At 61.9% G+C, this 17,898-nt stretch carries 15 protein-coding genes; 5 read left to right on the top strand and 10 right to left on the bottom strand.

Going from position 1 to position 17,898, the window contains the following annotated elements; translation table 11 throughout:
• Position 1 precedes the first annotated feature (1 nt).
• The 4 genes from H8B02_RS12340 to H8B02_RS12320 all read right to left on the bottom strand — a co-directional run bounded on the left by H8B02_RS12340 (position 2) and on the right by H8B02_RS12320 (position 5,529).
• Positions 2-916, bottom strand: coding sequence for a 3-hydroxyacyl-CoA dehydrogenase (locus H8B02_RS12340; protein WP_312000838.1), 915 nt, complete (start codon positions 914-916; stop codon positions 2-4).
• Positions 917-1,107: 191 nt separating this feature from the next.
• Positions 1,108-3,315, bottom strand: coding sequence for a PAS domain-containing protein (locus H8B02_RS12335; protein ID WP_376711647.1), 2,208 nt, complete (start codon positions 3,313-3,315; stop codon positions 1,108-1,110).
• Positions 3,316-3,610: 295 nt separating this feature from the next.
• Positions 3,611-4,513, bottom strand: coding sequence for an AraC family transcriptional regulator (locus H8B02_RS48485; RefSeq protein ID WP_229166481.1), 903 nt, complete (start codon positions 4,511-4,513; stop codon positions 3,611-3,613).
• A gap of 110 nt (positions 4,514-4,623) precedes the next feature.
• Entirely contained in the window at positions 4,624-5,529 is a 906-nt protein-coding gene (locus H8B02_RS12320) for a helix-turn-helix domain-containing protein (protein ID WP_229166480.1), read from the bottom strand.
• Between the two features lie 507 nt (positions 5,530-6,036).
• On the opposite strand from H8B02_RS12320, the gene H8B02_RS12315 reads away from it, so the two are divergent.
• Both H8B02_RS12315 and H8B02_RS12310 read left to right on the top strand, forming a co-directional pair.
• Positions 6,037-6,948 carry a helix-turn-helix domain-containing protein gene (locus tag H8B02_RS12315; protein WP_229166479.1) on the top strand — a complete coding sequence of 304 codons (912 nt, stop codon included), beginning with the start codon at positions 6,037-6,039 and terminating at the stop codon, positions 6,946-6,948.
• Between the two features lie 20 nt (positions 6,949-6,968).
• Positions 6,969-7,877, top strand: coding sequence for a helix-turn-helix domain-containing protein (locus H8B02_RS12310; protein WP_229166478.1), 909 nt, complete (start codon positions 6,969-6,971; stop codon positions 7,875-7,877).
• A 212-nt stretch (positions 7,878-8,089) separates the two neighbouring features.
• On the opposite strand, the gene H8B02_RS12305 is transcribed toward H8B02_RS12310, so the two are convergent.
• Complete coding sequence (locus H8B02_RS12305; RefSeq protein ID WP_229166477.1) at positions 8,090-9,028, bottom strand: AraC family transcriptional regulator; 939 nt, start codon at positions 9,026-9,028, stop codon at positions 8,090-8,092.
• Positions 9,029-9,160: 132 nt separating this feature from the next.
• A complete protein-coding gene (locus tag H8B02_RS12300; RefSeq protein WP_229166476.1) occupies positions 9,161-9,481 on the bottom strand; it encodes a helix-turn-helix domain-containing protein in 321 nt (106 codons plus the stop codon).
• Between the two features lie 375 nt (positions 9,482-9,856).
• Between H8B02_RS12300 and H8B02_RS12295 the strand changes: the two genes are divergently transcribed.
• Positions 9,857-12,463, top strand: a complete 2,607-nt coding sequence (locus tag H8B02_RS12295; RefSeq protein ID WP_229166475.1) for a winged helix-turn-helix domain-containing protein — start codon at positions 9,857-9,859, stop codon at positions 12,461-12,463.
• 12 nt (positions 12,464-12,475) lie between these two features.
• Here H8B02_RS12295 and H8B02_RS12290 read toward each other — a convergent pair whose 3' ends face one another.
• Together H8B02_RS12290 and H8B02_RS12285 are read right to left on the bottom strand one after the other, a co-directional pair.
• Positions 12,476-12,844, bottom strand: a complete 369-nt coding sequence (locus H8B02_RS12290) for a response regulator transcription factor (protein ID WP_229166474.1) — start codon at positions 12,842-12,844, stop codon at positions 12,476-12,478.
• Between the two features lie 82 nt (positions 12,845-12,926).
• Complete coding sequence (locus tag H8B02_RS12285; RefSeq protein WP_229166473.1) at positions 12,927-13,556, bottom strand: response regulator transcription factor; 630 nt, start codon at positions 13,554-13,556, stop codon at positions 12,927-12,929.
• Between the two features lie 392 nt (positions 13,557-13,948).
• Between H8B02_RS12285 and H8B02_RS12280 the strand changes: the two genes are divergently transcribed.
• Positions 13,949-14,434, top strand: a complete 486-nt coding sequence (locus tag H8B02_RS12280; protein ID WP_229166472.1) for a helix-turn-helix domain-containing protein — start codon at positions 13,949-13,951, stop codon at positions 14,432-14,434.
• 263 nt (positions 14,435-14,697) lie between these two features.
• Here H8B02_RS12280 and H8B02_RS12275 read toward each other — a convergent pair whose 3' ends face one another.
• Entirely contained in the window at positions 14,698-15,012 is a 315-nt protein-coding gene (locus H8B02_RS12275) for a hypothetical protein (RefSeq protein WP_229166471.1), read from the bottom strand.
• 423 nt (positions 15,013-15,435) lie between these two features.
• On the bottom strand, positions 15,436-16,455 hold the full coding sequence (locus H8B02_RS12270) for an AraC family transcriptional regulator (protein ID WP_229166470.1): 1,020 nt from the start codon (positions 16,453-16,455) through the stop codon (positions 15,436-15,438).
• A 477-nt stretch (positions 16,456-16,932) separates the two neighbouring features.
• Here H8B02_RS12270 and H8B02_RS12265 point away from each other — a divergent pair.
• On the top strand, positions 16,933-17,898 hold a 966-nt coding region (locus H8B02_RS12265), incomplete at its 3' end, for an AMP-binding protein (RefSeq protein ID WP_229166469.1).

Raw genomic sequence — 17,898 nt, 5'->3', positions numbered from 1 at the left:
GTCAGATCTCCTTCGGGATTTCGGCATAGGCGATGCCGGTGAGGTTGCCCTGGGCGTAGAGGAAGTTGCGCTCGGCCGACCCGTCCAGCTTTGACGAGTACAAAGATCCCGCGAAATCCGTCACGAACATCCGGTTGTTGGGGACGTCGAGCGCGATGCCGATCGCTTCCATGAGGTGGGTCAGCACGATGTCCGGTTCGGCCGGCTTGTTGTCGATCGAGGCCCGGTTCACGGTGTTGCCGCGCGGTGCGTCGCCGCGATCGGTCCAGTAAAGGACCCGGTTCCTGGCATCGAGTTCGAGGTCGATGGGTTCTGGCAGGCGGCCGAAGAACACTTCGATGTCGGTACGGCCGGCCGGTGTCTCGCCCTTGGGAATCTCGAGATTGGCGCGGAAGATGCAGCCTCGGCCGGCATTGTCGGGGCCTTTCTGTGTCCAGTAGATCTTGTTGTGAATGTGATCGATCGTGAGGCCAACGCACCATTTGGTCTGGTCGCGGCGATCTGCATCGCCGTGCCCGGCCTCGATCAGCGTTTCCAGTTGGGAGCCGTCGAGGTTCGCGCGCATGACGCGCATCCCCTCGCGATCGCACCAATAGAGCTTGCCGGCCTTCTTATCGAGAATGATCTGCTTGGGTGTGTAGGTGCCTCCCTCCGCGACGATCGTCCTGCGACTGCCGCCGTCGAGATCCGCGCGCTCGATCGAGCCGTCGTTCTTGCTGGGAACGCCCATATTGGTCCAGTAGATGTGGCCGTCCTCGACGTCGACGACGATTCCGTCCGGATGCCGGCACCCGGTCACGATGGTCTTCTTGTCCGAGCCATCGATATTCATCGAATGAATGTTGCCGGCATTCAGTTCGAGCACGAACAGGCGGGGAGTGGCTGTCGGCGCGTCTGCGCGCGGTGCTGATTTCAAGACGGATTCGGGCATCTGTCACCTGTGGGGCCAACGCGTCCGACACGCGATCGGGTTCGATCCGCGTCGCCGGCGACAATGCCTCAGGCTCCGTTCGCCATATTGAATGGGATTGCGACCTCTGGGATGGTTTTGCGCTTCTGTTGGCCGCCGCCATGCCGCCCACAGGTCGTGTTGGCGCGTTGCAATGGCTATTGTAGGGTTCCGCCGGCCGCCGGAAGCGTAAACGAGAATCGAGCGCCGCCGTGGATGCTGCCATTGTCGGCTTCGATCCGTCCGCCATGCGCCTCGATGATGGAATGACAGATGGACAATCCCATCCCCATGCCGCCCGGCTTGGTGGTGAAGAAGCTGTCGAACAGGCGGGGCAGGTGATCGGGCTCGATTCCCGGGCCGCTGTCCTCGACGCTACAGCGCAACATGGCTCCGTCGGAGGAAGCCGTCCGCACCGTGATCCTGCGCTCGGCCGTCCCGACCTGGGCCATCGCCTGCATGGCATTGACGGCGAGGTTGACGATGACCTGATGCAGCAGGGTCCTATCTGCCAGAACCTGCGGCGCCGCGGGCGAAAAGACGTGTGACACGGTGACACCGCGCCACTCGACTTCGTGACGGAGGAATTGCAGGGCCTCGAGGATCACGTCGTGAGGTCCGACAAGTACGCGCTCAGGGGCGCGGCGTGCTGCCATGGCGCGCACCCGGGCGATGATGTCCGCCGCACGCCGCGCATCAGCAAGACTGCGCCGGATCAGGGCGAGGACCTCATTCAGGTTCGGCTCCGGCCGATCGAGCCATCGCAAGCCGGCCTCGCAATTGGTTGTGATCGCTCCGAGGGGCTGGTTCAGTTCATGGGCGATCGAAGCGGTAAGCTCACCCAATGTCGAAACGCGGGCAGCATGGGCAAACTCAATCTGCAACCGATCCACGGTCTCTTGCGTTCGCACGAGATCCGTCAGTTCGACAAGACCGGCGAGGGCGACGCCGAACTCGGTGCGCTCCGCGGTCAGGAGCACGTCGATCAGGCGGCCGTCTATTGTGACGAGCTGCGATTTCTCCTCAAACAGCGCATCGTCGTTGAAGCGGCTTTCCAGGATTCGCTCCATCGTGTCTGGACGCATCTTGAAGAAGCGCCCGATCGATCCAAGCAGTTCTTCCTGCCTGCTGGCCCCGAACATGCGGACGGTCGCTTCGTTGACCTCCTCGGCAATGATGACATCCGTTGCGCGGTTGAAGAACTCGGGATGGTCCGAGAGATAGGCGCGGAAGTCGGTCACACCGTTCCCCTTCAACTCGTCGAACATCTCCATCAGCCGGCGCACGTCGAGCTTCCAGAGCGAGATCGGCATGAACTTGAAGAGATTGCGATAGCGCAGTTCGCTGTTCTCCATGGCGTCGTAGGCAATTTTGTGCGACGTCACGTCCATGACGGCGCCGATCATCTTGACTTGGCCGCTCTCGTCGGTTGATGGCCGGCCGACGACGTGCAAGGTCTTGATCGAGCCATCCGGCATCTGCGCCCGATGCTCGAAATCGAGTGACTCCTCGCGCGAGGTTGCCTGCTCCAGCGTCCGCTGCACGAGGTCGCGATCCTCCGGATGGACGCGTTGAAACAACATATCGAGCGTCGGGCTGGTTGTTCGGTCATATCCGAATATCCTGAAGCTTTCCTCCGACCAGGTCAGTTCGCCGGTCGTTACGTTCCAGCCGAAGCTGCCGGTATGGCTCAGTCGCTGCGCTTCCGACAGATACGCGGCCTGGCTCCTGCGAAGCGCCTCTTCGGCGCGCTTTCGGGCCGTGATGTCGGTATTGCTCTCGAGGGCGCCGATCGGATTTCCGCGAACGTCCCGTCGCAGGATCAACTTGCTCTGGACATAGACCTGCCCGCCGTCCCGGTTTGTCTGGACAAGCTCGCCTTCCCAGCGCCCCATGCGCTTCGAGGTTTCGAGAATTTCGTCGAGCGGGGCGGGATAAGCAGTCTTCAACAGAAGGTGTGCGACTTTTCCGATCGCCTCATCGCGTTTCCAGCCAAACAGGTTCTCGGCGCCGCGATTCCAGTATGTGATGACGCGATTGACGTCGAGGACGAGGATCGCATCGGGCGTCAGGTCGAGAAGATGGGCCTGCTGATGCTGCGCCTCGCCGAAGTGCCGTGCCCTGCGCACCAGCGTCGTGATCGCAAACGAGGTTGCGATGAAAGCCGCGAGCGCCACCATGTCCTGCGTGCTTGTAATCTCGAGGGAATAGAGCGGCAGCATGAAAAAGTAGTCCAGGCAGCCGACCGCGACCAAAGAGAAGATCGCCGAGGTGATGAAGCTGTCCATCAGCGAAAGCACGACGATGATGAGCAGATAGACGAGAGCCGCGGTGCCCGGGCGATCGAAGATATCGAGCCTCACCATCCCCCAGGTCGCCGCGGTCATCAGGACGACGCCAAAAAGCCAAAGCTTTGCGAGATACCGTACCTGCTCGCCGAGCGAGGTGGCTTGCGGCACGAGTACATTCGGCGGCCGCTTGGTGTTGAGAAGGGCACCCACGAACTCGGAGAGGAAGCTGGTCGTCGCGCTCTGGCCGGCGTCCAGCGGTTTCCGTTCGATGATGGTGTCTGTTTTCCTCAACTGTTTCATGACCATTGCTCGCCGAGATGTCGCGAAGCGCAATCGGCCGGTTGGCCCGGCTGAATCCTTCGTCTGCGGCCTATCCCTTCCTCCAGTTCTTGGGATGCTGGCCGGTGACACGCCTGAAACTCCGCGCCATGTGATCGTCGGTGGCGAACCCGCACAGCCTGGCGACTTCACTCAGACTGACCGGCGCTCGCTTCAGCAGGGATTTGGCATGCTCGACCCGATACTGCATCAACCAGCGATGGGGGCTGACGCCGGTCGCCGCGCGGAACGCCCGCAGGAATGCAGCGGTCGGAAGCCCGCACTCGCTTGCAAGGTCGGATACGAAGAGTTCGCCATCCAAACGGGAGCTCAACAGCTCCTCGGCGCGGCGGACCTGCATCGGCGTCAAGGCCGTAACGACCGATGAAGCCTGTCGCGGTGCCACGCCATAGGTCTTGATCGCGTGGCCCATGGCGGCGATCGTCAAGTGATCCACGAAGAGCTGATCGGCCTCCTCGGGACGGCGGAACGCAGGGAGCAGGGCTTCGCCAAGGCCGCCGAGGGTCGCATCTCTGGTGCCGAGGCCCGGCTTGTTGTCGAATTCGTCGACCCGGCCACTGTCTTCCATATCGGCAATGGCATTGAGCGCTGCCCGCGGCACGTAGAAGTGCAGCGAATGAAAAGGGCTGATGCTGTTGGCGACCGGGCTGGATCGCAGGTCGTAGATGCAGACGGAGCCAGCCTGCAAATGGCCGCTCGGCACCTGCCGATCATCGATGAACAGATCGTGCCTCGGGCAATCCCGCAGCTGCAGTGTAATCAGAAAGGCCTCTTCGCGTGGAATCGGCGCGGTCAGGCCGTGGTTGGTGATGCCGCATTTGATTTCGGTGACGGCGATTGTCGACTTCTGCAGCGAGCGCGTGACGAACGACGGCGCACGCTCGAGCTGAAAGACATCTGCAAGCCGCTGTCCGTAGGCGCCCTGGTCGGTCACGAGTGATTCTCCTGCAAGGTGCGATGCTGCTATTTGCATCGCTCTTGCGGAAAACGATTGTCAGAATGCCGCAGGCTTTGCCGATTTCGACCAAGAAGCGAATGACGGCGTCAGTCCAGAGTTCGGCGCCAGGCACCGGGGCTGATACCCGTCAGGCGGGTGAAAACGCGGGTAAAGTGGCTCTGGTCACCGAAGCCGCAGGCGAGGGCGATGTCGGAGAGGGGGATCTGTCGATCGCGCAGCAGGTGCTTGGCCATTTCCACGCGATGCCGCAGCAGCCACTGGTGCGGTGAAAGACCGGTCGATTGCCGGAAGGCACGGGTGAAGTGACTCGCTGAGAGGCCGCACTCGTTCGCTAGATCGGCCAACGAAATGTCACCACGGAGGTTGGCAGCAAGGACATCCTGCACTCGCCTTAGTTGCCATGGCGCCAATCCGCCGCGGGGGGGCCGGACCGCGGAGATCATGCCCCCATAGGTTTTGGCGACATGAATGCCGACCGCAAGCGTCACATGGTCGATGAAGACCCGGCTGGCCTGTTCCGGTGCTTCGAATGCAGGGACGAGCGAGGAGGTGAGCGCGCGCATGATGGGATCGTCGATTCCGACGCCGGGCTGGTAGCGCAACTCGCCGATTTGGGCCGCTTCGGCGCTATCCGCGATGATGTTCAGGGCCGTCCGCGGAAAGTAGAAATGAACGCAGTGGCATGCCTTGTTGATGGTGAATTGCGGACTGCGCTTGAGGTCGTAGAGCGTGGTGTTTCCGGCTCTGAGCGATGTCACGGGAGCGACGCGGTCGTCCTCGAAATACTCGTGCACCGGGTAGTCGACGAAATGGAAGCCGATCAGATAGGCGTCTTCGCGCACCAGCGGCGCCGATATGCCGAGCTCGGGGTTGTCAGAGCGTAGCTCGGTGACCGCGATATCGGTATTGCGAAGGGTGCGCGAAACGAACGCGGTCGCCTTCGCCCGCAAGCGCTCGCCGAACCGTTCGCCGTAGCCGCTGCTTTCTTGCATCCCAAGTCTCGATCGCTTGAGTGTTGCCGTACCGGATTCGGTGGCCAATCTGTACTGTAGCCGCCGTCGCGAAAGCGCTGGCTAGAACATGCCGAAAGCATACAAATCCGCGGCGACTGGCGGCTATTTCCCCGTAGATTGACGGGGTTGTCGGGCAGATGATTGAAAAAACGTGCGCGGATTGTCGATTCCGATCATTAAGCCGACGTTTAGCCGCTGTTGCGGTGCGGTGCCAAGCGCCCAGGCTGGTCCCGGCGAGGCGGAACACACAGGTAAAGTGGCCTTGATCATCAGAGCCTCGGGCAACGGCGACTTCGAAAAGGGGTCCGCATATGGCCCCAATCGATTCCTTGCCTAGCCGGCTGAGACCGCTTTCGACAAAAAGCCGGGATTTGACAAAAACGATGTTTTCCCAATAGCGGGAGGTAAGATGGCAGCCTAAGGGTGGTGCGCGGGTTTCCCCGAGTTGCACCCTTGCGAAGAAGAATCCCGGACAGGAGGCTCTCAATGAGCACGCAGGGAGTCTATGGACGCGAACTGTCGGATCGCTTCCATCTCGAAGACGAGGCGCCCGCGTTCGTCACGAGTACGCTGAAGCGCGCCGAGATTGCCGTCACCCATTTGCAATGTCGCAGACCCAATCAAGGCCTGACCGATCCCATTCCGATCGAGGATGCCTATCTCGTGGCGTGCCACAGCGAGGATTGCGTCGACCACGAACTCTGGGTCGACGGCAAGGCGGTGAAGAAGATTCCCTTCTTGAAGGGGCAAACCACCTTCTACGATCTGAGAACCAATCCCATCGCCTACATGCGCAGCACGTCGAACTGCCTGATGTTCTATCTTCCGCGCTCGACATTCGATGCGATTGCCGACGAGAGCGATGCGCCTCGCATTGATGATCTGCGACACCCGCCCGGCGTAGGCACGGACGATCCTATCGTGCAAGCACTGAGTGCGGCGATCCTTCCGGCCTTCGAGAATCCGGACGCCATAAGCCGACTATACCTTGATCACACCACGCTGGCTGTAGCCACCCACGTCGCACATGCCTATGGCGGACTGAGGATTGATCAGAAGCCGATACGCGGCGGCCTGTCCCACCGTAACGAGCGCAGGGCCAAAGAGATCATGGATGCCAATCTGAGTGGCGATGTACCCCTCGCCATGATCGCCGCGGAATGTCGTATGTCAGCGGGTCATTTTGCAAGGGCGTTTCGGCGGTCGGTGGGGGTCGCACCTCACCGGTGGCTTGTCCTTCGCAGGGTCGAAGTTGCCAAAGATCTTCTCCGCAACAGCGCCCAAACGATTTTTGATATCGCGCTTGACTGTGGGTTTGCCGACCAAAGCCACTTTACGCGAGCGTTCACCAATGTCGCAGGTACAAGCCCCGGCGCGTGGAGACGAGAAAACCGATAGGACAATTGGGAGGCTCCCTGATGGCCGAAGACGGTGCATATGGAGAACGATTGCGAGAGACCTTCGGCGTCGATGCAGCACCTGCCTTTGTTGCGCGGACCTTGAAAAAAGCGCACATCGCGGTGACGGAGATACGCTGCGACGGGACGAATACCGGTCTTTCCGCGCCCATCCCGGCGGAACATGCTTTCTTGGTCATCGTACAATTGCGGAGCGTGCCCAGGCACGACATGTGGCTGAACGGGAAGCAGATCGATACGATGTATCTTCCTGCCGGAACTACGAACATCTACGACCTCAGGTCCACGCCCGTGGCCAACAGCATCAGCTCATTTCACCACGTGTCCTTTTACCTTCCTCACCCGGCGCTCAACGCCATCGTTGAGGTCGAGGAAATTCCACCGATTGACGAATTCGAACATGACCCCGGACGCGGTGTCATTGATAATGTCCTGCACAATCTCGCGGTGGGCCTCCTTCCGTCGTTCCGTGATCCCGCAAGAGCCAATAGGCTGTTTGTCGATCACATGGCGGTCGCTGCAACCGCTCACGCGGTGAAGAGCTATGGCAATTGGGCTCGCAAAGGTCAGGCAGACAAGTGCTTCTCGTTGTCGCCGGAGCAAATAGCGCGGCTCGAGGAAATGCTGGCCGACAAGATCGACGGCGACGTCGGGCTCGCCGACCTCGCGAACGAGAGTGGCATGTCTGCCTTGCAATTGATCGGGTCCTATCAAGAGACCACGGGAAAAAGCGTCTACGAGTGGTTGTCGGGGCTCCGCATAAAGCGGGCCAAGGATCTCCTGCTTCGGGAGGAACGTGGGCTTGAGGACATTGCCCGCTTGGCCGGCTACTCAGGCGTTGGCCACTTCGTCGCAGAGTTCACGCGCCACGTTGGAATCGATCCTGAGCGCTGGCGCCGTCCGTTCTGAGAGCAAGAGGCGCCGGGCCGCGGCTCCGCCCTAACGGATCCGCACCTGACAGGCATTTGGCTGCCTGACTTGGCGTTTCAATCCGGCGTGGTTTGTGAGGCGGCTGAGTGTCGAACCTCGATGGTCGTCTTTGGCCTTCCAGCAACTTGGATATTGGCGAGCCGATTCGGGGATCAAGCATTCCGCGAAACTTGAACTTAGCCGGCACTCCGTCAATCACTGTTGCGGCGCCAAGCGCCCGGGCTGGTCCCGGCGAGGCGCGAGAACACACGCGTAAAGTGGCTCTGATCGGCGAATCCGCAGGCTAGCGCCACTTCCGACAGTGTCAGCTTGCGGTCGGACAGCAGGCTTTTCGCCAATTCCACACGGCGCCGCAGCAGCCACTGATGCGGCGACAGCCCGGTTGATTGTCGAAACGCCCGGGAAAAATGGCTGGCTGACAGGCCGCAATCGCTGGCGAGGTCCGCCAGCGAGATATCTCCCTCGAGATCGGCCGCCAGCGTCTCTTCCGCGCGCCTGATTTGCCACGGCGCGAGCCCGCCATGCGCGGGCCTGGTCGCCGGCCGAAGACCGCCATAGGTCGTCGCGGCATGGGTGCAGGCAGCCAGCGTGACATGTTCGACGAACAAGCGACTAGCTTGTTCGGGATGCTCGAACGCCTGCCTGAGCGAGCCGACCAGGCCGCGCATCACCGCATCGTCGACCCCCGCGCCCGGCTGGTACCGCAGCTCATCGATCCGCTTCGCTTCAGCGCCGTCCGCAACAAGTTCGAGCGCGGCCCGCGGGAAATAGAAATGAACGCTGTGAATCGGGTTGTTGATGAGGAATTGCGGGTTGCGCTTCATGTCGTAGAGCACCGTCTCTCCGGCCTTGAGCGACGTCAGCCCTGCGATTCGCCCCTCCTCAAAATACTCGTGCGCAGGATAATCCCGCAGCTGCAACGTGACCAGAAACGCGTCCTCACGTATTTGGTCACCTGACAGACCGTGCGGAGGGTCGTCGTTGCGCACCTCCGTCACTGCGATCTGGGTGTGGCGCAATGTGCGAACGAACGATGTGGCGCGTGCCCGCAGGCGTTCGCCAAACGCTTCGCCAAAAGCGCTGCTATCTTCCATGCCAGACCCCCTCGACCTCGATGTCGTCAGGTGCACGGTCGGAGATACCAGTTGGCCGGCCTCCGTCCGAGCAGTCGCGCGACAGCAGTCGCCATCTAGGCATCCTCATACCACAGTTGTCTTTACCGATCTTGCTCTCGCACAACGACCTTGAACGTGTCGCCCTGACTATCGCGGCGGCTTTTTGCCGTCCTTGCGGAATGTGCCAGGCGGTGCTCCGAACGCGCGGGTGAAAGCCCTGGTAAAGCTCGATTGCGAGGAAAAGTTGCAGATCAGCGAGATTTCCGCAAGGGACGCGTCGCCCTCGATGAGAAGTTGCTTTGCCTTTTCCAGGCGGCATCCGCGCACGAAGCGGTGGGGCGGCTCGCCCGTCGACTTCCGAAACGCCCTGGAGAAATGAAACGGACTCAGGTTCGCGACATCGGCCAAATCCTTCAGACGAATGTCGGCGTGCAGGTTGGCCTCAACGAACTGCATGATCTTGCGCAACCGCCGATCATCGAGTGCGCGGGGCCGGGGCGCCTTATCGCCAGGGGGCGGCATATCCACCTCGCCCGGCTGCCAAACGAGGCGCTCCGTCCAGATGTTGTTGCGCAGTCGCGCCGTGACAAGCCAACTTCCTCTCCCCACCGGTTGATGAATGACGATGGGCGGGAGTTAAAGAGCGCTGCGCGGACACGGGATCACGGAGAACCGTGAATAGGAGGTCACGGACGCAAGCGGCTGTGTTGACAGTGGAAAACTACCGTCGCAGCATTCCTTGCACATCACGCCGGGCTGGAGCACTGGATGCCGTTATCCCACGAGAATTCAACGGCAGGCCTACGAGGCGCTCGCTTTTCGCCCCCGCGGGCGCCGGCTGCCATGGTCGAGCGGGCCCGCCTGGTGTCCCAGATCGACAAAAGCCACGCCCAGCTCACGCTGATCTGTGCGCCGGCCGGATTTGGCAAGAGCACGCTGATGCAGCAATTGCGCCAGCGTCTCCAGGCACGCGATGTCGCTGCGGTTTGGCTCGCGGTCGAGCAGGCCGACAACGATCTCGGTCGTTTCCTGCAATCGCTGACCGCGGCCGTCCAGGCCGTGCTGGGGGGACATCCGCAAAGCCCAGCCCCGGAGCCCTACGCAACCAACGCGAACCCGCCGCAGGGCAGGGCAGCCGACCTGATCGCGCGCCTTTCGCTCTCCGACGTGCCGGTCACCCTGTTTCTCGATGATCTCGAACTGATCGTCGACCGGGGCGTTTGGGCGTTTCTGCAGCGCCTGTTGGGCGATCTCGACATGCATCACCGCATGGTCCTTGCCAGCCGCACCAGGCCTCCGCTGGAGCTTGGTCGGGTGCGCGCGCATGGCCAGCTTCTCGAACTTGGTCAAGGCGAACTGCGCTTCACGCTCGAGGAGACCCAGGCGTTTCTCGAGCGTCAGAACGTCGGCGCGCCGGTCATTCGTGCACTGCAGCAGCACACCGAAGGATGGCCTGCCGTCTTGCAGCTTGCGGCGGCGGCAATCCACGGCAAGCATGGGTCCGATGCGTTGCGGTCCATTTCCGGAATGAACGCAGGCATTGCCGAATACCTCGCGCAAGAGATCCTCGACAGCCGGTCCGCTCCGCAACGCGAATTTCTCCTGCACTCCGCTGTGCTCGGCCAATTCTGTGCCGAATTGTGCGATGCAGCGCTGGAGCGATCGGACAGCGAGGAGATGATCTCTCAGATCATGCAGGACAATCTTCTCCTCGTCCCGATCGATGCCGAGCAACTCTGGTATCATTATCATCCCCTGCTTGCGGATTTTCTCCGCGCGCACGTGGCTCGCGATGGGATAGAGCGGCCGACTCTGCTTCATCGGCGGGCGGCGGACTGGGCGGCCGCCCACGGCTTCATGAATGAGGCCTTCGCACATGCGCTGGCGGCAAATGACCAGTCACTCGCAGCGGATCTGCTCGCCGTATTCGCAATGGACAACCTCCAATCGGGCCGCGTGGCCGACACCGCGCGCGCGATCGAAACGCTACCTGACACCGAGGTGTACCGCAGGCCGAAATTGCTGCGGGCCGCTGCCTTCGCCGCGATCTTTGCACACCGCTACGAGGCGGCCAGGCGATACATGGACGTCATCGAGCGGGTCGATGAGCGCGCCGGCGACGACGAGACCATCGCCATGCGGATGATGCTGCTCGGTTGGACCGACAGTATTCCCGAGCTGCTTGGCGCTATTGAGGAGCTGCGCGCCAAGGATACTCATTTCGGAGAATTCACCGCAGGATTGGTCAGCAATGCAAGGGCCTTCTGCCATATCGCATTGGGTCAATATGCCGAGGCAGAGCGCGACCTGACGCAGGCGCGCGAGGCCTGCGAACCGATCGATGCGCTCTATGTCCTGAGCTACAGCGTGTGCTTCGCCGCTGCGCTCGAGCTGAATCTGGGGCAGGTCGTGGTGGCGCGCGCGAGGCTGGAGGAGGCCTTCACTCGTGCGATCGACGCGGGCCAGCGATATGGCAGCGCCGGCGCCGTCATCGCGACCTATCTCGCCGAATGCCTGTACGAGGCCAACGAGCTTGACGCCTGCCAGACGCTGGTAGACGACTATCTGCCGATTGTGATCGAGACCGGACTGCCGGATCATCTCATTATGCTGCATCGTATTGCAGCTCGGCTCTATTTCCTGCGCGGAAGCTTCGATGCGGGCCACGCGATACTGGTCCGACTTGGCGAGATTGGCGCACGGCGGGGCCTGCGCCGGCTCGGGGTCGTTGCGTGGCTTGAGCGCTCATATGCGTCGCTGCGCAGCAACGACGCTGAGAGCGCGCGCCGGGCGCTGGCCAACGGCAGCGATACGGCCATGTGGGAGAGTTTTGGTGCGTTCAATCCACATACCAGCGAGATCGACGACGTCCTGATAGCCGGATTGCGCTTGTGCCTGGCGACCGGTGAGGGCACCAAGGCCTTGCCAAAGATCTGCGCCGAGCGGCACGCGGCCGAATCGGCCGGGCGTCGACGGCGCGCGTTGCGGCTCCTGTTCCTCGAATCGCAGGCGCTCGAAGCGGCGGGGCGCCGGCGTGAGGCAAGCGAGGCGTTCGATCAGGCGGCGACTCGTGCCGCGGAAAGCGGAATGGTGCGGGTGTTGGCCGACGAGAGTTGGCTCACCGAAGCGTTGGCGGTGCGGTCGTCAGTTACTGGTGAAGCTCGCCTGGTCGGGCTTCTGCGCGAACTGGGTGAGCCGATCGCCCGGTCGACCACTCCGGACCGGGGGGATGTGGCGAGCGCCGATGCTGGCAACGCCGTTCGCCTGACCTCCAGGGAAGTTCAGGTCCTGCGGCTTGTCTGGAAGGGAAGCACGAACAAGGCAATCGCCCGGACTCTTTTCTTGACCGAGAATACCATCGAAACGCACCTGCGGCGCATCTATGAGAAGCTTGGGACGCGTAAACGTACACAGGCGGCCGCGCTTGCGCACGAGGCCGGCGTGATATGACGATATGTCCTATTAAGTGCGGAGCGCCTTCTCAAGGCAGCCGACCAATGTCGCCGCCTCGATCGGCTTGCGGAGGAAGCACGCTGCACCGCTCAACATGGCTTTCTCTTCGAGATCGGGCTCGGCGCGGGCGGTGATCATGATCACGGGGACGGTCTCGTGACGCTGGCTTAGTTGCCGCTTGAGTTCGATTCCATTCATGCCCGGCATCTGGATGTCGGTGATCGCGCATGAGAAGCGCCCGAGCTCGTCGGATGCCAGAAAGGCTTCGGCCGACGCGAAGACACGAACATCGTGTCCCAGCGAACGGATCAGCCCTGCGAGAGCGTCTCGCATCGAGGGATCATCGTCGACAATCGAAATCAGATGTCCCGCAGCCATGTTTCAGCCCCTGGGGAGGCGGCCGCAGGCAATGCCTGCTGGCGCCAGGTGAGTTCGCGGCATGCGTTTGGCATGTTTCCGGTCATCGCGCCCTGTCCTTCAACGCATCCGCCATGCGAACGAGGTCAGCCAGCGAGCGGGCCCCCATCTTTCGCATTGCCGCGCCGCGATGAATTTTAACCGTGACCTCACTCAGGCCGAGCTCTGCGGCGATCTGCTTGTTCATTTTGCCCGCGGTTACCAGGGCCATGACCTCGCGCTCCCGCGGCGAGAGTGTCGCGTGGCGGTCGACGATGGCGATGGCTTGGTTCTCGTTCGCCCGCTGCAACCGATCGCGATTGATCGCCGCAGTGACCGCGTCGATCATGTCCTGCTCGCGAAACGGCTTTGGCAGGAAGTCGACAGCGCCGGCCTTCATCGCGCGCACCGACATCGGGATGTCGCCGTGCCCCGTCATGAGGACGACCGGCAGGCGAATTCCCAACGTCGCCAGCTCCTCCTGGAAATCGAGCCCGCTGGTGCCTGGAAGGCGAACGTCGAGCACGATGCAGCCAGGCCCATCCAGCCGATCCGCTTTCAGGAATTCCTGCGTCGAACCGTAGGTCCGTGCCGCGAGACCCACCGAACGAAGCAGGCTGTCGAGCCCAAAGCGCTGCGAGTCGTCGTCGTCGACGATGTGCACGACAGGGGTCTCACCGGACGCCTGGGGCATGTTAAAGTCCACCGAGTGGCTGGATGAGCAGCGATACCGATATCCATACCATGGTTCAAGGCCTTAGCATCATCACACGAAAGTATGGTCGCCGAGCGGAGCCGTCGATGCGGAAATTATGAGCGGCGGTTCGCCAGCAACACAATTGAGCTACGCGCCAACCCGCCTGATTGCCCTGTTTTGTACAAAACGCGCACGCTTTTCATAGATCGATCATTCGTACCACACCTCATACCAACGTGTGATGTGATCAGACCCCGGCACGATTGGCGCCGCGAAGGGCGTCCATCATCCTCACTGGCACGACGAAGCACCTTTTTGAACGCGAAGCGATCGGGCCTCCCATGCTCGATGCGGAAGCGACGGGAAGCGATCTTACAGGGGATCCAATCATGCTCAAATCGTTGGACGAGCGACAAATCGAGCCGTTGATGCTGTTGTTGCGGCCTGCGGTCGCGGAAGAAGAGCCCGAGTCCCGCCTGCCACAGTCGCTCTCGGCCGGCGTGGTCGATCATACCGCGGCCACGCCATCGCAGGGCTTTATCCGAGGCGGATTGCCTCCGAGAGTCTTGCGTCGGATTCGCGATCATGTTGACGCCAACATCGAGCAGCGGATCAGTGTCGAAGCACTAGCCAGGCTCGCGAATCTCTCGGTGTGCTACTTTGTCCGCGCATTCAAGCGGTCTGTGGGCCTCACGCCACATGATTATCTGATCCGGCGCCGGGTCGAGCGAACAATGGAAATGCTATCGCACACGAACCTGTCCCTTTCGGAAATCGCCCTGGCGGCGGGCTTCGCGGATCAAAGCCATTGTGCGCGGCGTTTCCGGCAGCACGTCGGAATGTCGCCGCGCGACTATCGCTGGTCGATACCGTAGGGGCTTGCCGGTGGCGGCCGCGGCGCCACGGTTGATCTTTCGCGACGCGGTTATCAAGCAGAGCTCAACGTTGATTCCGGCGCATCGGGCTCGTCCGTTGTGCCGACGCTGGCTTCGTGGTTTCGGCCCTCGCTCGGCCTGCGGGAACCAGGCCGTTTGCCGTTGGCCGCGCTACCGCTGGTGATTACACAGAAATCTCCGTTCCGTTCGAAAGCCGAAGCCGACCAGTCCGGCGATCACACCCAAGCCTCTCGCGGGAAGCGTTAGCCGCCGCATCGGGCGAGGGCGTCGTTGAAGGCGTCGATCTCCGAATCCAGAAGCGCGAGGCCACGTTCGCGATCGGAGCCGCGGACGCAGTTCGCGGCTGCCTGGCGGATGGTTACCAGCTCGTAGAACGAGGCGGCGTACGCACGGCAAGTCCTGTCGTCGTGTGCCATGCCGGCTGGCAGGCTGCGCGTCGCCGCCAGACGGGTGCGCGAGGCCGCGATGTCGGAATTCGATATGCATTCGGAAGCACGGGCAGCGATCGACGCGACGTTGAACGCCACAGACGCGATGAGAATGGCAATTCTCGTCATTGGGTAGCTCCACGACGGACTTGATGCCGTGAGTTCTAGCGTCGCCGTCGCATAGCTTCGCGAATGACCTTGCGCCCATATGAACGGGCTTGCGCAAATGCGGGCGGGCGCGACGTGCCGTCAACTCCGCTGGTCTGTGTTCACGACAACTCCAGACAAGCGGCGACCACCGCGATCATGTAGCTTGAATTGCGTCGCACTCACCCCCGTACCATGCGTGCGACACCCGACCTGAGGTGGGCGTCTTCTTCTCCCGAGATGCTCGTCGTCGTCGCAGTCCTTGCGTGACGTCAACCGGGTCAGTTGGGCCGATGGCCAGCGCCGCCGCCATCGGCCCATTTTTTCAAGCATCGAGCCGGCCTCGGGCTCGCCGTCACCTGTTCGCGCGTCGGCAGCGCTGCGGGGCCAGCGAACGAGTTGCGATTATTCGCCGCGGATCTCGCTCGGCGCCTTGTTGGTCCAGCGATGGAATGCGCGCCTGAAGTTCGCGGCATCGCTGAATCCGAGCGCAAGCGCGATGTCTTCGTTGGCCAGAGACGTGCTGCGGAGATATTTAAGAGCGATCTGCCTGCGCAATTCATCCCGCAGTCCGCGAAAGGAGAAGCCTTGCTGACGAAGCTGGCGCCGCAGCGACCGTTCGTTCACACCAAGTAGCTTGGCGATGGCCTCAAAGGTCGGAGGGTTCGCGATGTCGCGGAGCAGGACGGTGCGAATCTTCCCTGCGATCCCGATCCGTAACGTCAGGTCTCCGAGCAAGTCGTCGCACAGGGCGACAATGGTCGGATACGTCGTCTTGTTGCCGAGGCCGGCAAGTTGATCCAGCCATTTTGACTGGAAAACAATCTGATTGACCGGCTGGTCGAAACGGACCGGGCATCCGATGTGATTCCGCGGAAGCTCGAAGTCCGACGCCTGCGGGTAGGTGAGCGTGATTTCCGAGGGTGCAAAGGTCGGCCCCATGATGTCGCGCATCAGCGATATGTGGATGCCGATCTGCATCTCGGTGACAAAACGGCAGAGTGCGGAGTCGCCCATCGCATGCAGATTGGGTTCGATGACCCATCTCGCGTCAGCCTTGTCTTCCCTGAAGTCGATCGTTGCCAGGGGCGCAGCGAGTGCGTGGTAGCGCATCGCAAATTCCATCGCCTTGCGGAAGTCGGGACAGCAGAGGAGGGCATAGCCGTACATCCCGTAGGTCGAGACGTGGATCGACGCGCCGATCCGATAGGGCAGGTTACGGTCGGTCGACAGCCGCAGCGCGTTTTGACAGACGGTGATCAACTGCGTCAGCGATATCCGTGCCTGCGGCGAATGGATGTCCTGCAACGGGATGCGCACGTCGCGCAAGATGGCATCGGCGGCGACGCCGTGACTGATCAGCACGTCGAAGACGGCGCCCAGCTTGGTGGTCTCATAGACCCTGTCGCTGACGCCGACGGTCATGATGTCGCCGTGTGAGCCCTGAGGTCTCTTGGGTCGCGTGGTTGGTCGCAATCTGAAGCAGCCTTTCGTTCCGTGGCGGAAAAGGACGCCGTATGTTTGAGCCGGGCCTGCTTCTCCCGGGCGGATTCTGTTCGGCGATGCAACAGAACATAACCGGTTCCCGGCACAACCCAAGGCATATTGGCCGCGTCGTCCTTGCTGCGGAGCAGCAAGGATCGCGTTGAAAAGAAGTCGGATACGACAAAGAGAGCAATTTCGGACAAGACCGATGCTTGTCATGCGAGCAGCCTGTCCGGTTCAGACCGGGGCGATGTCCGTTTCGGACCTTCACAAGGAGCGGGCATCACGCGACGCTTCCGCCGTAAGGTCGCGCGGTGAAATCGTCGCGGCACAGGACGGCAGACTAGGCGATCCGCGCATTCAGAATTGCGGACGCCTGCATCGGTCGGAGGCAATGACAAGTCGAGGGAGGCCGCCATGGTAGGAAGGCTGATTCAGACCGCCAAATCCGCCTATCAATATCCGCTCATCTTCAAGCAATTGTGGCACACGCCGAGCGTCCAGGCGCCGGACCAGGAGATCGTCTACCGCGATCTGAAGCGTTTCACCTATCGTCAAACCAGGGAGCGGATCGGCCGTCTCGCGTCGGCGCTGAGCAAGGCGGGGGTCGAGCCCGGTGAAACCGTCGGCGTGCTCGAATGGGACAGCCATCGCTTCCTCGAAGCCTTTTTCGCGATCCCGATGATGGGCGCCGTGCTGCAGACGGTGAATGTCCGCCTGTCGCCCGAACAGATCGCCTACACGATCGATCACGCCGGCGCCTCGACGCTTCTCGTCAACGACGAATTCGTCGGATTGCTGGAAGGACTGAAGGCGCAATTGCCCAAGGTCAAGCGGCTGATCGTGATGTCGGACCGTCCGACGCCGCAGACCGGCAGCCTGTCCTTCATCGGTGAATATGAAGGCCTGCTCGCCGCGGCCTCGCCCGACTACGACTTCCCGGATTTCGACGAGAACACCCAGGCGACCACCTTTTACACGACCGGGACGACCGGGCTGCCCAAGGGAGTCTACTATAGCCACCGCCAGCTCGTCCTGCACTCGATCGCCGGGCTAGCGCTGTTCGGCATGGCGGGCTCGCAGGGGCGCTTCTCGCGCGACGACGTCTATATGCCGATTACGCCGATGTTCCACGTCCATGCCTGGGGCTTCCCGTGGTCGGCGACGCTGGCTGGCGTCAAGCAGGTCTATCCAGGCCGCTACGAGCCGGCGATGCTGGTCAAGCTGATCAAGAGCGAAGGCGTCACCTTCACCCATGGCGTGCCGACCATCCTGCAGATGCTGCTCAATGCCGCCGCTGCGGCCAAGGTCGATCTCAAGGGCCTCAAGATGGTGATCGGCGGCTCGGCGCTGCCGCAGGCGCTGGCCAAGCAGGCGCTCGCC

The organism is Bradyrhizobium altum (assembly GCF_020889705.1).
GTDB lineage: Bacteria > Pseudomonadota > Alphaproteobacteria > Rhizobiales > Xanthobacteraceae > Bradyrhizobium > Bradyrhizobium altum.
This window is presented reverse-complemented; position numbering and strand designations above follow the sequence as displayed.